This window comes from Brevundimonas sp. (genome assembly GCF_965278935.1).
In the GTDB taxonomy this organism is placed as follows: Bacteria; Pseudomonadota; Alphaproteobacteria; order Caulobacterales; family Caulobacteraceae; genus Brevundimonas.
The window spans coordinates 2,439,756-2,455,333 of sequence record NZ_OZ257124.1 but is presented as its reverse complement, the minus strand read 5'-3'; the positions used below and the strand labels follow the sequence as shown (position 1 = coordinate 2,455,333).

Here is a 15,578-nt window from a genome sequence, read left to right as displayed (position 1 = left end):
CCCCGAGGTCGTGGTTCAGGCGGCGATCTGGTCGCCGGGCGCCCAGGTTCCGTGGAATCCGGCCGGCACGCGGACGGGCAGGGGGATGCGGGCGATCGGCCCCTTGTCGAAGTCCTGGGCGTTCAGAACCTGCACCTCGGACGTCCCGTCCGGCGCCGTGGCGAAGACCACGACATAGCCGTCGTCTTCGGATGTCGAGCCGACGCGAGGGGCGAAGACCGGCTCCGATCCGCCGACGCCATTGGCGAACTTGTATTCCTGGGCCTGACCCGTGCCGAGATCGTATTTCAGCAGGCCGTCGAACCGCTGCAGTTCCTCGGGCGCCATCGACACATGGTAGGACCACTTCGATTTCGCGCCGGTATGGTCGAGGTTGATCACCGGGAACTCGCCGATGCGGTCGTCGAGCTGGCGCTTCTTCACCTCGCCCGTGACCATGTTCATCCGCCACTCGACCGGCACGGCGTTCAGCGCCAGCACATTGACCATCGAGGCATAGGGGCCATAGGCGGGGTTCGGCGGGAAGCCGTTCGGCTGCATCATGCAGGCGGTCATGACCACCTCGTCGCCATCCTCCCAGGCATTGACGACGTGGTAGATGTAGCAGGTCTCGGTCTCGAACCATTTGATCTGGTCGCCCGTGCCGGTCTTGGGCGCGACGCCGAAGCGGGCCGGCTGATCGGCGACCTTGATCTGCCACATGTGATTGCGCAGCCCGCCCTCGGTGAAGACCACCGGCAGGTCGTGCAGGATGACGTAGTTCTCGGTCAGACCCATGTCGTGCGGCAGGCGCGGACCGGGCAGGTCGACGCGCTGGAAGTTGGTCAGGACGTTGTCCTTCGACACCACCCCATAGGTCATCCACGGCTCGGTCAGGGAGTAGTCGAAGAAGCAGAACTCTCCGGTGCGCGGATCGACCTTGCCGTGGGCCGAGACGTGGCGGGGCAGGGCGCCGCCGAAGGTCTCGTTGCCAAGGGTTTCCAGCGTGCGGGCATCCACACGGACCGGCTTGCCGGAAATGTACCACAGGGCCATCAGCGAGCCGTTGTGGAAGACCAGGTCGGTGTTGGCCGTGTCCTTGTAGACCAGCTCGCCGCGCGTCGAATCCGGACGCGACTTCGACGACGGCATCAGGACCCCGCCCGCGCCGATGCTCTTGCCGGCGGTTTCGGCGCGGTAGTCGTCGGTGCCGATGTAGCGGTTGCGGTACTCGGCCTTGCCGTTCTCGAAATAGACGGCGTGGACCATGCCGTCGCCGTCGAACCAGTGGTGCATCCCCTCCGGGGCCTCGTGTGGATTCGGACCGTTGCGGACGAACGATCCGTGCAGGTCCTTCGGGATCTCGCCGATGACGGTCAGCTCCAGCGCCGTCGTTTCGACGGCCACGGGCTCGTACAGGCCCTGCAGATAGGGGTTCAGGGTGTTCAGGCCGGTCAGTTCGCCGGTCGAAATCCTGCGGGCTACGGCGGCGTCGTCGGCCATGGCTCAAGCTCCATACATCCAGAAAGGCAAGTTACGCGGCGTGGTATCTTAACGCAAGTCAGGTCTCACGCTTTGGGAGGCGTGGCGGCCAGGAACTCTTCGAAGGCGGTGTTGCCGTCGTAGGGGCGGGTCCAGGTTTCGGCTGACATCAGGGTCTCGCGGGCGGCATCGAACCGCTCGAGCGGGATGTCCGTGTCGCGCCCGAAATCCAGCCCCGGTCCTTCGACGCGCCAGGCGGGGCGGACCTTGCCGGCGCCGGCCACGATGGTTTCGCCGTTTAGCTGACACCCCTCGCTGACCAGCCAGCTGACCACCGGCGCGACCAGTTCGGCCGGCATGGCGGCGGCGGTGGCGTCGTCGACGTATTTCTCGGTCATGCCGGTCAGGGCGTAGGGGGCGATGGCGTTGGCGTGCACGCCTTTCGACGCCCCCTCCAGGGCAATGACCCGCATCAGGCCGATCACCGCCGCCTTCGACGCCGAATAGGCCGCCATGCCGTGGACCCCGTGCAGGCCCGCCGCCGAGGTGGTCATCACGATCCGCCCCGCCCCCTGTTCGCGCATGTGCCGGTAGATCGGCAGGGTCGCGGTCAGCGTTCCGAAGAAGTTGATGTCGAAGACGCCTCTCACCTGTTCGACGCTCTGTTTGTGCAGGCTCATCGCTTCGGGCACGCCGGCGTTGTTGATCAGGCCGTCGATGCCGCCAAACGCCTCCAGCGCCGCCTCCAGCAGCCGGTCGCCTGCACCGTCCTGTTCGACCGCCAGGGCGCAGGCCACGGCCTTGCCGCCCAGGTCGCGGATCTGCTGCGCCACCGCGTCGGCCGAGGCCGGCTGGCCCGCCGCTCTGGGGCGAGTGTTCACCACCACGCTCGCGCCGCGGGCCGCGAGGTCCAGCGCGTATGCCAGCCCCAAACCGCGCCCCGCCCCCGTGACGATGACAACACGGTTCTCCAGCGATCGGTCGATCATGAACTCTCCTTCGCTCAGACTTGCGTAAAAGGACTTGCAAATATGGTCTGTTGGCGCAAGCCTCTCGGCAGAGCTTCCGGGAAACAGGAAGCCAATCATGGGAAGGGCAACCATATGAAGACCATCATCAGGAAGACCGCGTCCGCCGCCGTGCTGATCCTGGCCGCCGGCCTCTCAGTTCCGGCCTACGCACAATCGGCGCCTCAGGACGACACCGCCTCGCTCGACGACATCATCGTCACGGCCCAGCGTCGCGAACAGTCGCTGCAGGACGTGCCGATCGCCATCACCGCCTTCAACGCCGAGACGCTGGAGCGCACGGCGGCCCAGGGCATTCAGGACGTCGCGTCCAAGGCGCCGGGCGTGACGCTGACCCAGTTCAACATCGGCGAGCCGCAGCTCTATATCCGCGGCGTCGGCACGACGAGCGACTCGGCCGCCAGCGACCCGTCCATTGGCGTGTCCATTGACGAAGTGTCCATCGGCCGTGCGGGCGCCAGCTCCCTGGCCTTCCTGGATATCGAGCGGGTCGAGATCCTGCGCGGACCCCAAGGGACCCTGTACGGCCGCAACGCCTCGGGCGGTGCGCTGAACGTCTACACCCGCAAGCCCCAGCTCGAAGACACGACCATGGCGCTCCTGCGCTACGGCAGCTTCAACGAATGGGGCGGCGAGGCGGTGATCAACCGCATGATGGGCGAGAACTCGGCCGCCCGCCTGGCCGTGCGCGTCAACTCCAACGACGGCTATGCCGAGAACGTGCCGAGCGGGCGCGGCCTGGAGGGCGGTCGCCAGTATGGCGCGCGCCTGTCGATGATGACCCAGTCCGGGCCCTGGTCCCTGGAAGGCTCGGTCGATGTGTCCCGCGACCGGATGGACGGCCACGCCCGTATCCCGGTTACGGCCACAGGTACCGCGCCCGCCTTCGTCACCCTGATCAACGGCCTGCGGGCCGGCCTTGACGTGCGCCAGAGCTTCTCTTCGGCGGACAACTATCAGGACCGCGACAACTGGGGCGCCACGGTCCGCGCCGGCTATGAGGCCGAGGCCTTCGATTTCGTGTCGCTGACCTCGTATCGTGACAACGAATACAGCTGGCGCGACAATCTGGGCGGGCTGCCGTTCCCGGCCTTCCCGCTGCTGGTCGACGACCGGGCCTCGGAAAATGCGTCCCAGTTCAGCCAGGAATTGCGGCTGGTGTCGAAACCGGATTCGCCGATCAGCTGGGTCGCCGGAGTCTACTATTTCAGCGAGGATGTGGACCGCGACGAACGCTTCATCGTTCAGGCCGCCCTGCCGATCGCCCCCGCTTCGTTCGGCGGCGATACCGAGTTCCTGCAATCGGCCCAGAACACCAGCTATGCCGCCTTCGGCCAGGCGACGATTCCCTTCGCCAGCATTTGGGAGCTGACGCTTGGCGCTCGCTGGACGCATGACGAGCGCGAAATCCACCAGATCGCGCTGGACAACGAGGCCGGCGCCAATCCGCCTCCGGGCATCCCGCTCGGGCCGGGCGGCTCGCCCTATAACATCCGCGCCGAGGCCTCATTCGAGGAGCCGACGTGGAAGGTGGCCCTGGCGGTCGAGCCGTTCGACAATGTGCGCCTCTATGCCTCCTACGACCGGGGCTACAAGGCGGGCTCCTTCCCGTCGGGGGCCCAGACGGGCGTCCAGGCCGGCACGCCGCTACGCTCCGAGCTGCTCGACAACTACGAGCTCGGGCTTAAGTCGACGATCATGGACGGCCGGCTGCGCTTCAACGCCGCCGCCTTCAAGCTCGAGTACGACGACCTGCAGGTCTACGAGCTGCTGGGCCTGACACTGGTCACGTCCAACGCCCAGGCCGAGGTCAACGGCTACGAGATCGAAAGCGCCTTCGCGGTCACCAACAACCTGACCATCGGCGGGTCCTACACATCGCTGGACGCCAAGTTCACCTCGAACGCCCAGTCCGGCGCCCTGACACTGCTCTACAACGGCCTGACCCTGCCGCGTTCGCCTGATAGCCAGTACACCCTGTACGCCGACGGCGAGTGGGACATGTGGGGCGGCGAACTGGCGGCCCGCGTCGACTATCAATGGACGGACGACTTCTTCTTCGACCCGTCGAACAACCCCGAAGTCCGTTCGCCGGCGCACAGCCTTGTCGGCGCCTACGCGTCCTGGGAGGCCGCCAACGGGGTGAAGGTCGCCGTCTACGGCAAGAACCTCGGCGACGAGGAATACCAGCAGCACATCATCAAGAATGTGGGCGTGGGCTTCAGCGTCTTCGGCCCGCCGCGCTCTTACGGCATGACGATCAGCCGCAGCTTCTGATCCGGGTCAGGCGGCGCTGGTTTCGACCGGCGCCGCCGCCTCCACCTCCCAGCGGATGGCGCGCGGATCGATCTTCCTGCCCGTCGTCAGATCGCAAACCACCGCCGAGATCGGCTCGTTGGTGTCAGTCTCGACCAGACGCAGCGGCGACCCGTCCGGGCACAGCCAGCGTTCCGACCAGCCGTGCATGGCCATGATCATCGGATAGAGGTCGCGGCCCGCCTCGGTCAGCCGGTACTCGAACCGCGGCGGCGCCTTCTGATACAGCCGCTTCTCCAGCACCCCCTGCAGCACCATCGTCTTCAGGCGGTCGGCCAGGATGTTGGTCGCTACGCCCAGCGCCTCGTGGATCTCGTCGAACCGGCGCAGACGGAAAAAGGCGGCGGCCAGCACGGCCCAGCTCCAGTAGTCGCCCATGATATCGGTCGACCGGTCGATGATGGCCCTGTCGGTCTCGATCGGCTGGGTCCGGCGACGACGCGAGGTCGGCGGCGCGATCGGGGTCAGACCCTCGCCCGCCTCCCAGCGCACATGATGCATTTCGAGAGGGCGACCGTCTTCGTGATCGAAGACCGCCGGCTCGATCCGGGCCCCGGTCTCGCGGTCGTAGAAGGCCATGGCGTAGCGTTCCTGCAGCGGAGAGCGCGCCCATTTCCGCTCCCACTGGCCTTGCATGATCGCGACCCCGAACATGTCGAGCCCCATCTCGGTCAGCCGGTATTCCATCCGCGTCGCCGAGCCCCTGGCCTCGCGCTGTTCGAGCAGGCCGGCCGCCGTCAGCCGGTTCAACCGGTCGGTCAGGACGCTGCGAGGCATGCCCAGCCGGTCGCGCCACTGGGAGAAGCGCCGCGCGCCATAGAAGGCCTCCCGCAGGATCAACTGGGTCCAGGCGTCGCCGGTCACGGCGAAGGCGCGGGCCACGGGATTGCCCATGATCAGGTCGCGGGTGGAAGGAAGCGTCACGCGGATTGGTCTTTGTCTTCAACCCGATCTGCGCCGGGTCGAGTCGATCCTAGCACCAGATCGCGCCCTGCGTCGCCGTTCGATAAATCTCGATTTGCAAGTGACTTTGCCGGGCCTAGGATCGTGCCATGACGGACGCACTTTCCACCATCGACCTGACCGCCGCCCCCTGCCGCCCGGTTCGGTTCGGGGAGGTGGGAGTCGACATCGAACGTCGCCCGGACGGCGTGATCATCGTCTCGGGCAAGGCGCCGCTGAAGCCCTATGATCCCAACCTCCTCGCCGCCTTCTGGCGGCATGCCGACGCCACGCCGGACAAGCTTTGGCTGGCCCGGCGCGAGGGTCCGGGTCGCGACTGGACCCGGCTGACCTACGGCGAGGGCAGGGCGCGTGTCGCCTCGGTCGCCGCCTGGCTCATGGATCGCGGGGTGAGCGCCGAACGGCCGATCCTCATCCTGTCGGAGAACTCCCTGAATCATGCGGTCCTGATGTTCGCGGGCATGGTTGCAGGCGTCCCGGTCACCTCGGTCAGTGTCAACTATTCGCTTCTGTCCACCGACTTCGAGCGGCTGCGCCACGTCGTCGACCTGATCGAACCCGGGCTGATCTTCGCCGAACAGGGCGCGCCTTTCGCCCCCGCCGTCGCCGCCGTGGCGCCTCCCGACGCCATCACTCTCGCCGCGGCGCCCGGGATTCCAGACGCCGTCAACTGGAAGGAGGCCGTCGGCTTTCCGGCGCCTGATCTGTCCGCGCACGTCGCCGCCCTCGATCCGACGAAGCCGGCCCGTTATCTGCTGACCTCCGGCTCGACCGGACGGCCCAAGGCGGTGATCCACACCATGGCCATGGCGACCGGCAACACCCATTCGGGCTTTCAGGCCATGGGCGACGCCTTCGCCTGGGATCGTCAGGCGCTGGACTGGCTGCCGTGGAGCCACATCGCCGGGTCGTCGCTGATGACCAACATCACCTGTCTGGGCGGGGCTCTCTATATCGACGACGGGCGGCCCATGCCGGGCCGGTTCGACGAGACAATCCGGAACCTGAAGGAGATCCCGCTTCGATACTACGGCACCATGCCGAACGGCTACGCCATGCTGGCCGATGCGCTGGAGGCCGACGACGATTTCGCCCGCCGCTTCTTCACCGAACTGCGCGCCATGCTGTTCGGCGGGGCGGGCCTGCCCCAGGCCCTGCACGACCGGCTGCAGCGGATCGCCGTCCGCGCCACGGGCCAGAGGTTCGTCTTCGTCTCCGGGTACGGCTCGACCGAGACGGGCTCGGCGATCAGCTACACCTGGTGGGAGGACACCCGGGTCGGCATCGGCCTGCCGGTCTCGGGCGCGTCGTTCAAGCTGGTGCCGTGCGACGGGGTCTATGAGGTGCGGGTCAAGGCGCCCTCAGCCACGCCCGGATATTTCGCCGACGCGGACCAGACCGCCGCCGTTTTCGACGAGGAGGGGTTTCTGCGCATGGAGGATCTCGCCGACTTCCACGACCGCGACCGGCCCGAAGGCGGGATGTTTTTCGCCGGCCGCCGCGCCGAACAGTTCAAGCTGCTGAACGGCACCTTCGTCACCGCCGGGCGGTTGCGCGATTCCCTGCTGGGTCGTCTGGCCGGGATCGTCCGCGAAGTCGTAATCTGCGGCGACGGGGAGGCCGAGGTCGCCGTCCTCGCCTGGAGCGATCCGGAAGGGGTGCGCAGATTGACCGGCGGGACCGACACCGACGACGCAGCCATCCGCGCCGCCGTCGCCCAGGCCCTGGCCTCGCACAATCGCGAAAACCCGGGCCAGTCCAGCCGCATTGCCCGCCTGCTGTTCCTGACCGACCCTCCGGACCCGGAGGCGCACGAAGTTTCGGACAAGGGGTCGATCAACCGCCGCATGGTCCTGCGGCGACGGGCTGACAGCGTCGCATCGCTCTTCGCCGACGGACCCGGATGTATCGCGCCGTCAGAGACCCTGTCCGGGTAGCGACGTCGCGTTCGATGCGCGCCGGTCTTCGCCCCCGCGCAACACGCGGGGGCGAAGCGCAGGTCTAGCGAACCGGGCGACCGCCGTGCTTCGAGTATTCTATCCGCGCGATCGTGCGATTGTGCACTTCGTCCGGGCCGTCTGCGAGACGCAGGGTGCGCACCGTGGCGTACATTTCGGCCAGAGGCGTATCGCCCGAGACCCCGGCGCCGCCGAACGCCTGGATGGCGTCGTCGATGATCTGCAGCGCCATGCGAGGCGCGGCGACCTTGATCTGGGCGATCTCGGACTTGGCGTTCTTGGCACCGCCGTTGTCCATCATCCAGGCGGCCTTCAGCACCATCAGGCGGCACATCTCGATATTGGTGCGCGCCTCGCCCACGCGCTGTTCCCACACCGAATGCTCGGCCAGCTGTTTGCGGAAGGCGGTGCGGTTCAGCAGGCGCTCGCACATCAGCTCCAGCGCCTTCTCGGCCGCGCCGATCACGCGCATGCAGTGGTGGATACGGCCCGGCCCGAGGCGGCCCTGGGCGATCTCGAAGCCGCGGCCCTCGCCCGCGATCAGGTTCTCGACCGGCACCCGGACGTTGTCGAGAACGACCTCGGCGTGGCCGATCGGGCGCTCGTCGTATCCGAACACCGTCAGCATCCGCTCGACGCGGAAGCCCGGCGTATTCGTCGGCACGAGGATCTGGGACTGCTGCTGATGGGTCGCGGCGCCGGTGTCGGTCTTGCCCATCACGATGGAGATGCCGACGTTCGGATGGCCCATGTTGGTCGACCACCATTTGCGGCCGTTGATCACATACTCGTCGCCGTCGCGCACGATCGAGGTCTGGATGTTTGTGGCGTCCGACGAGGCCACGGCCGGCTCCGTCATCAGGAAGGCAGAGCGCAATTCGCCCGCCATCAGCGGCTTGAGCCACCGCTCCTGCTGGGCCGCGTTCCCGTACATATGGAGCACCTCCATATTGCCGGTGTCGGGGGCGTTGCAGTTGAACACCTCGGGCGTCCACAGCCCCGCGCGGCCCATGGCCTCCGCCAGCGGCGCGTACTCCAGATTGGTCAGGCCCGCACCGTGATCGCCGGGCAGGAACATGTTCCACAGACCCGCGTCGCGCGCCTCGGCCTTCAGGGCCTCCATGGTCGGGGACTGGACCGTGTGGTCGCGGTGGATGTCGGCCCAGTAGTCGGCGGCGCGCGGCAGGACCTTGTCGTCGAGGAAGCGGTTGACCCGTTCCTGCCAATGAAGGGCGCGATCGCTGTGCTTGAAGTCCATGGTGTCTTCCTCCCGATATGCGAACGGCGCGATCCGCAGGGACCGCGCCGTCGTGACGTATAACTTTTGTTAGCCGACCACTAGCGCTTCAGCAGCGGGATCAGCTTCTGGGCGATCATCATGTCGCCGGCGATCTTCAGCTTGCCCTGCATGAAGGCCATCATGCCGTCCAGCTTGCCTTCGGACATGGCGATGAAGTCGTCCCACGACACGGTCACGGTGGTGTCGGCGGGCTTGTCGTCGTTGGTGACGGTGTTCGGAACCGAAGCGCCGTCGATGAAGATCTTGCCGGTGTCGCCCAAGTCGATCTTCACGGTCTTGCCCAGACCGGAGTTGTCGCCGACGGCGCCGCGGATGTGTTCGGTCACTTGAGCCAGATCGGCCATGGAGCGTCTCCCTGAGAAGGTGGAGCCGAAGCCCTATCCCTCCGTGGGTCGCCTCACAAGATCACGTCGGGGAAACTGCGGCCCCGGATCGGTCGGCGCCGGATCACAACATTCCGAAACGGCGGATTGCGCCGCGTCGCCGCCTCCGCTATCGAGCCTGCCTGCCGGAGACGTGGCCGAGTGGCTGAAGGCAACGGTTTGCTAAATCGTCATACCCTGTAAGGGGTATCGAGGGTTCGAATCCCTCCGTCTCCGCCAGACTTTCCGACATTTCGGATCTGCTTGCCTCGGCCTGCTGACACCACGGTGGCGGCAGGCGAGCGCCCCGACGCGGCGCCGACCCTTGCAGGCAACGAACCCGGAACAGATGTGTTAGGCCAGACGCGGATGACCACGGGGACTGTCTCGCGCCGCTGGAGCCTGTCCGATGAAAGCATCCGCGCGAGCCGCCTCCCTCGGGGCGGATGATCAGGGCCGCTACCGTTCCGTCCGCGCGGCCATGCCCGCACTCGCGGCAGGGCTCTCGGCGGAGGATCTGGCCGCCCAGTCGATGCCGGACGCCAGCCCCGGCAAATGGCATCTGGCCCATACGAGCTGGTTCTTCGAGGCCATGATCCTGGCGGCCGAACCGGGCTACGAGCCGGTCGATCCGCGCCTGCAGCAGCTGTTCAACTCCTACTACGAAAGCCTGGGCCGACGGGTGGAACGCCATGAGCGGGGCCTGATGACCCGGCCGTCGATCGAGGAGGTCCTCGCCTATCGCGCCGAGATCGACCGGCGCATGGCCGGGCGGATCGGGCGAGGCTTCAACGGTCTCGAGGAGTATCTGTTCGTCCTCGGCCTCCAACACGACCAGCAGCATCAGGAGCTGTTCCTGATGGACATGCTGAACCTGATGTCGCGTTCGCCGCTCGATCCGGCGGCCTACGCGGTCGAGCCGCGTCCGGGCGGGCCGTTGCAGTCGTCGCGCGGCGGCCAGACGCGCTTCGAGGGCGGGCTCGTCGACATCGGCCACGACGGCCCGGGATTCGCCTTCGACAACGAGGGACCTCGCCATCGGGAGTGGCTGGAGCCTTTCCTGCTGGATCACGACCTGGTCACCAACGGCCAGTGGCTCGCGTTCATGGAAGACGGCGGCTATGGACGCCCGGAACTGTGGCTGGCCGACGGCTGGGCCGTGGTGAAGGCCGGGGGATGGGACGCGCCGCTCTACTGGCGGCAGGACGGCGGCGAATGGACCGTCCTGGGTCTCGCCGGTCGTGCGATGGTCGATCCCGAAGCGCCGGTTCGACACATCAGCGCCTATGAAGCCGACGCCTATGCGCACTGGGCCGGCAAGCGGATACCGACAGAGGTGGAGTGGGAGAGCGCGGTCGCGACGGCTCCGGACGTCTTCTCGAACCTGTTCGGCGAGGTGTGGCAGCACACAGCGAGCGCCTATTCCCCCTATCCGGGGTTCCAGCCGACCGATGGGACGGCGTCGGAGTACAACGGGAAATTCATGGCCAATCAGCGGGTCCTGCGCGGCGGTTCGTTCGCCACGCCCGCCGGTCACTCCCGCGCCACCTACCGCAACTTCTTCTATCCGCATCAACGCTGGGCCTTCATGGGTCTGAGGCTCGCGTCGGACGCCCCGGCCGGCGAACGCGCATGGATCGAGGATCTGGAGACCGCGCGCTTCCGGGCCGAACTGGTCGCCGGCCTGTCGCGGCCGCAAAAGTCCGTGTCGCCGAAGTGGTTCTATGACGCCGCAGGCTCGGACCTGTTCGAGGACATCACCCGCCTGCCGGAATACTATCCGACGCGGCAGGAGGCTGGCCTTCTGAGGACCATGGCGCCTGCCCTGACGGCGCATTTCGGCGACGACGCCGTCCTGGTCGAGTTCGGCTCGGGGGCCAGCGAGAAGACCCGCATCCTGCTGGATTCCGCCACGACCCTGCAGGCCTATGTCCCCATCGATATCAGCCCGGACGCCCTGAACGCGGCCGCCGCGAGCATCGCCGAGGCCTATCCCCACATGGAGGTCGCGCCGATGGTCGGCGACTTTCTCAACCTCGCGCCCCTGCCGGAGCTGGGTCGCGGGCGTCGGGTCGGCTTCTTCCCGGGGTCGACGATCGGCAATCTGGAGCCGGATCAGGCCGTGGCCTTCCTGGCCAATGCGCGCGACCGGCTTGGACCTTCGTCGCTGTTCATCCTCGGCGTCGACCTGGTGAAGGATCCTTCGGTGCTGGTCGCCGCCTACGACGACGCACAGGGCGTGACGGCGGCCTTCAACAGGAATCTGCTGGTCCGCGCCAACCGCGAACTGGGAGCCGATTTCGACCTCGACGGCTTCGATCACCTGGCCGTCTGGAACGTCGAGAAGTCGCGGATGGAGATGCACTTGCGGGCGACCCGGGACATGGAGGTCCACATCGGCGGGGCCGTGATCCAGTTCGCGGCCGACGAAACCATCCATACCGAAAGCTCCCGCAAGTTCACCGAGGCCTCCGTGACAATGATGGCCGAGGCGGCGGGCTGGCGGGTGGTGTCTTTCGAGCAGAGCCCGGATCCGTCCGTGGCCTTGGTTCTGCTCGCGGCCTGACGCTTCGCCGCAGATGGGCGCGTCCGGACCGCTCGTCAGAAGACGTCGAGCAAATCTGTCTGTTCGACGTCGAAATCCCGATCTGGCCAGTCGTAGCGGGCATTGGCGTGTTCCGGACACGCCTTGGTCTGGCACGGGGTCAAGTTGAACACTTCAGTTCGCGGAGAGGGCGCCCACCGGATCTTCGTCCGTTTCGTCAGGGTGCTTTTGAGGGACGAGCCCCTGAAGACCCGTCGGCTCGGGGCGAGCCGGCAATCAAAAAGGGCGGCCGGTTTGCACCGGCCGCCCTTCGTTGTTTTCGAGGCTCTGACCTACTCGGCCTGACCTTCGACGTTGTCTTCCGGGCGACGGGAGCCGTGCGAGGCTTCACCGCCCTTGCGACCGGCCTGGGCGGCCAGACCGCGATCCTGGGAGAAGCTGCGCTTCTCGCTGGGGACGCTGGCGCCGCCCTTTCGGGCGATCTCGCGCTGTCGCTCGGGGTCCATCGAGGCGAAGCCCCGTTTGGAGACACCGGAGGGACGGTTGGGCTGACCTTGGGCCATGCGAGGCTCCCTTTCGACTATTATGCTGGCGGTTGCAGAGAGAACCCCAAAGGCGGTCGGCGGTTCCGAACGTCCGCGATTTCAACAGTGTGCGAATCAATCAGCGCCTGGTCTTTCGACCTCTCCATCGTTGTCGCCGGGCTGCGGCGGGACCTCGTATGGCGTACCCGCCGGGTCGATTTCCGGCTGTGGCGAAGGCGTCATGGGCGGGGTGATTTCGGGCTGGGGCGTCGGGTCGGTCATCATGTGATCTCACGGCCCGGATTGGGCTTCACAGAACGGAACCGCCGACCGTCGCCCGGGTTCAATCGACCTGATCACAAGCCCGGCAGGAGCCCGCCATGACCGACATCAACCCGACCGCCCTGAGCGCCGAAGACATCGTCGATGACACCAACGAGCAGCGCGCTCGCCTGGACCGCGCCGGCGACCGCTGGATGGCCGATGCCGAGGCCCGCACATTCGCCCGCGAGACGGGTGTGCGTCAGGCTCTCCGCTCCGATCTGGAGACTGGACGCGACTGGGCTCGCGAACGCGCCTTCCTTGCGCGCACGAAGATCGAGGACAAGCCGCTCAAGGCGACGGCCTATGCGCTCGGCGTCGGCCTGCTGATCGGTCTGCTGCTGCGCCGCTGAGGCGTCAGGCGGGGCCTGTCGCCGGCCTGACCAGCGGCGTCCGGGCCACCGCCGAGTCGGACACATAGGGATTGGTCCGCCGCTCCTCCCCGAAGGTCGAGATTGGCCCGTGGCCCGGCACGAAGGTCACGTCGTCGCCGAGCGGCCATAGCTTGGTCACCACCGACCGGATCAGGGCGTCCGCGTCGCTGCGCGGGAAGTCGGTGCGCCCGACCGAACCCTTGAACAGGACGTCTCCGACCTGGGCGAAGCGGGCGGCGCGGTTGAAGAAGATCACATGTCCCGGCGTGTGGCCCGGACAATGCGCGACCTCCCAGGTCGTCTCGCCCAGCGTTACGGTGTCGCCGTCGCCCAGCCAGCGGGTCGGGACGAAAGTGCGGGCGTCCGGAATGCCCCAGCGCTGGCCGTGCTCGGGCAGGTCGGCGATCCAGAACTGGTCCTCGGGGTGCGGCCCTATGATCGGCGCCCCCGACTTTTCGGCCATCTCCGCCGCGCCTGCCGCATGGTCGAGGTGGCCGTGAGTGATCCAGATCTGGTCCAGCGTCAGGCCGCGTCGGGCGATCTCGCCGATGATCTGATCGACCGAACCGCCCGGATCGATCACAGCGGCCTTCATTGTCGCCGTGCACCAGACCGTGGTGCAGTTCTGTTGCAAGGGCGTCACCGGGGTCACGAAGACGCCGACGGGGGAGGGGGCCGAAGAAGCAGACTGGGTCATTCCACCGACATAGCGAGCCTCCGCCTCTGGCGAAACAGGGTCCGCGTTGACCTTTGGGGCCCATCTCATCATAAGGGCGGGCTTCGAGGCGCCGCTCCGGATGGGGCGGCCCTTTCTGCTTTTCCCCATCTTCGCGCGCGCCGACGCCCGGCGCCGCCACAGAGCGTCAGATACGTCCCATGCAAGTCGTCCAAAACACCACCGAAGGCCTGAGCCGCGTCATCACCGTGACCGTGCCGGTCGCCGAACTGAACGCCAAGCTGGACGCCAAGCTGGCCGAGATGGCGCCGAAGATGAAGCTGAAGGGCTTCCGCCCCGGCAAGGTCCCGACCTCGCACGTCAAGAAGACCTTCGGCCGCGACATGATGGGCGAGATCGTCAACGACACGATCAACGAGACCAGCCAGGCCGCCCTGGACGAGATCAAGGTGCGCCCCGCCGCCCCGGCCGACATGAAGCTGACCTCGGACATGGACAAGGTCCTGGCCGGTTCGGACGACCTCGCCTACGAAATGTCGCTGGAGGTCATGCCCGACTTCACCCCGGTCGATCCCAAGACCCTGAAGCTCGACCGCCCAGTCTATGAAGCTTCGGACGAGGACCTCGACGAGGCGCTGAAGGAACTGGCCGGTCAGGCCAAGTCCTACGAAGACAAGAAGGGCAAGGCCGTGAAGGCCGCCGACGGCGACCAGGTCACCATCGACTACCTCGGCAAGCTGGACGGCGTCGCCTTCGACGGCGGCACGGCCGAGGACGCCGACCTGGTCATCGGCTCGAACCGCTTCATCCCGGGATTCGAAGAGCAGCTGAAGGGCGCCAAGGTCGGCGACGAAAAGACCATCGAGGTCACCTTCCCCGAGCAGTACCAAGCCGCCAATCTGGCTGGCAAGCTGGCCACCTTCGACATCAAGGTGAAGGCCATCAAGGCCGAAGCCGAGAGCGTGGTCGACGACGAGTTCGCCAAGCGAATCGGCCTGGAGTCGCTGGACAAGCTGAAGGAGCTGCTGCGTCAGAACCTGAACCAGCAATACGTCGGCGCCGCCCGCTTCAAGCTGAAGCGCGCCCTGCTGGACCAGCTGGACACCGCCCACTCCTTCGACCTGCCGCCCAAGATGGTCGAGGCTGAATTCGACGGCATCTGGAAACAGGTCGAGGCCGACAAGGAAGCCGGCAACCTGACGCCGGAAGACGCCAAGAAGTCCGACAAGAAGCTCAAGGAAGAGTACCGCAAGATCGCCGAGCGTCGCGTGCGCCTGGGTCTGGTGCTCGCCGAGATCGGCCGCACCAACAACGTCGGCGTCACGGATCAGGAACTGAACCAGGCGATCATGGCCGAAGCCCGCAACTATCCGGGCCAGGAGCGTATGGTGCTGGACTTCTACCGCCAGAACCCGAACGCCGCCGCCCAGATGCGCGCCCCGATCTATGAGGAAAAGGTCGTCGACCTGATCTTCGACCAGGCCAAGGTGACCGACAAGCCGATCACCAAGGAAGAGCTGCTGAAGGAAGACGACGAGGAGTAATCCCTGTCGGCCCACGGGCGGCATCTTCGAGTTTCCGCATCGCGCCGGCGTCCTCGCCGGCGCGATGTTGCGTTTCGGGACCTGTGCCTTGAGCGCCTCGGGACGTGTGTTTCACTGCGTCTCACACCTGTTGGATTGCTGACAGGTTTGGCCTCAAGATTGCCGTCAACGCCCGTTTAACGAGAGTTCGGTCCCGTCGGGAGGAC

General features: G+C 66.7%; 12 protein-coding genes and 1 tRNA gene. 6 read left to right on the top strand and 7 right to left on the bottom strand.

Annotation, left to right across the window (positions count from 1 at the left end; translation table 11 throughout):
* Window positions 1-15 precede the first annotated feature (15 nt).
* Complete coding sequence (locus ACQY68_RS12360) at window positions 16-1,482, bottom strand: carotenoid oxygenase family protein (protein ID WP_428149727.1); 1,467 nt, start codon at window positions 1,480-1,482, stop codon at window positions 16-18.
* A 65-nt stretch (window positions 1,483-1,547) separates the two neighbouring features.
* Window positions 1,548-2,450: an SDR family NAD(P)-dependent oxidoreductase gene (locus tag ACQY68_RS12355; protein WP_428149726.1), complete on the bottom strand. Its 903-nt coding sequence runs from the start codon at window positions 2,448-2,450 to the stop codon at window positions 1,548-1,550.
* Between the two features lie 114 nt (window positions 2,451-2,564).
* On the opposite strand from ACQY68_RS12355, the gene ACQY68_RS12350 reads away from it, so the two are divergent.
* On the top strand, window positions 2,565-4,766 hold the full coding sequence (locus ACQY68_RS12350; protein ID WP_428149725.1) for a TonB-dependent receptor: 2,202 nt from the start codon (window positions 2,565-2,567) through the stop codon (window positions 4,764-4,766).
* Between the two features lie 6 nt (window positions 4,767-4,772).
* Here the strand turns inward: ACQY68_RS12350 and ACQY68_RS12345 are convergent, their stop codons facing one another.
* Window positions 4,773-5,729 (bottom strand): winged helix-turn-helix transcriptional regulator, encoded by a 957-nt coding sequence (locus ACQY68_RS12345; protein ID WP_428149724.1) that lies wholly within the window; start codon window positions 5,727-5,729, stop codon window positions 4,773-4,775.
* 128 nt (window positions 5,730-5,857) lie between these two features.
* Here ACQY68_RS12345 and ACQY68_RS12340 point away from each other — a divergent pair, with 128 nt between their 5' ends.
* Window positions 5,858-7,705 carry an AMP-binding protein gene (locus ACQY68_RS12340; protein ID WP_428149723.1) on the top strand — a complete coding sequence of 616 codons (1,848 nt, stop codon included), beginning with the start codon at window positions 5,858-5,860 and terminating at the stop codon, window positions 7,703-7,705.
* Window positions 7,706-7,769: 64 nt separating this feature from the next.
* Here the strand turns inward: ACQY68_RS12340 and ACQY68_RS12335 are convergent, their stop codons facing one another.
* Both ACQY68_RS12335 and ACQY68_RS12330 read right to left on the bottom strand, forming a co-directional pair.
* Window positions 7,770-8,984: an acyl-CoA dehydrogenase family protein gene (locus ACQY68_RS12335; RefSeq protein ID WP_428149722.1), complete on the bottom strand. Its 1,215-nt coding sequence runs from the start codon at window positions 8,982-8,984 to the stop codon at window positions 7,770-7,772.
* A gap of 80 nt (window positions 8,985-9,064) precedes the next feature.
* Window positions 9,065-9,370 (bottom strand): SCP2 sterol-binding domain-containing protein, encoded by a 306-nt coding sequence (locus ACQY68_RS12330; protein ID WP_428149721.1) that lies wholly within the window; start codon window positions 9,368-9,370, stop codon window positions 9,065-9,067.
* A 166-nt stretch (window positions 9,371-9,536) separates the two neighbouring features.
* Here ACQY68_RS12330 and ACQY68_RS12325 point away from each other — a divergent pair.
* Both ACQY68_RS12325 and egtB read left to right on the top strand, forming a co-directional pair.
* Window positions 9,537-9,628: transfer RNA gene (locus tag ACQY68_RS12325), tRNA-Ser, on the top strand.
* A gap of 169 nt (window positions 9,629-9,797) precedes the next feature.
* On the top strand, window positions 9,798-11,954 hold the full coding sequence (egtB, locus tag ACQY68_RS12320; RefSeq protein WP_428149720.1) for an ergothioneine biosynthesis protein EgtB: 2,157 nt from the start codon (window positions 9,798-9,800) through the stop codon (window positions 11,952-11,954).
* A 311-nt stretch (window positions 11,955-12,265) separates the two neighbouring features.
* Here the strand turns inward: egtB and ACQY68_RS12315 are convergent, their stop codons facing one another.
* Window positions 12,266-12,496, bottom strand: coding sequence for a general stress protein (locus tag ACQY68_RS12315; protein WP_428149719.1), 231 nt, complete (start codon window positions 12,494-12,496; stop codon window positions 12,266-12,268).
* A 341-nt stretch (window positions 12,497-12,837) separates the two neighbouring features.
* Here ACQY68_RS12315 and ACQY68_RS12310 point away from each other — a divergent pair, with 341 nt between their 5' ends.
* Window positions 12,838-13,131: a glycine zipper domain-containing protein gene (locus tag ACQY68_RS12310; protein WP_428149718.1), complete on the top strand. Its 294-nt coding sequence runs from the start codon at window positions 12,838-12,840 to the stop codon at window positions 13,129-13,131.
* 4 nt (window positions 13,132-13,135) lie between these two features.
* Here the strand turns inward: ACQY68_RS12310 and ACQY68_RS12305 are convergent, their stop codons facing one another.
* Complete coding sequence (locus tag ACQY68_RS12305; RefSeq protein WP_428149717.1) at window positions 13,136-13,849, bottom strand: MBL fold metallo-hydrolase; 714 nt, start codon at window positions 13,847-13,849, stop codon at window positions 13,136-13,138.
* A gap of 179 nt (window positions 13,850-14,028) precedes the next feature.
* On the opposite strand from ACQY68_RS12305, the gene tig reads away from it, so the two are divergent.
* Window positions 14,029-15,372 (top strand): trigger factor, encoded by a 1,344-nt coding sequence (gene tig, locus ACQY68_RS12300; protein ID WP_428149716.1) that lies wholly within the window; start codon window positions 14,029-14,031, stop codon window positions 15,370-15,372.
* Window positions 15,373-15,578 lie beyond the last annotated feature (206 nt).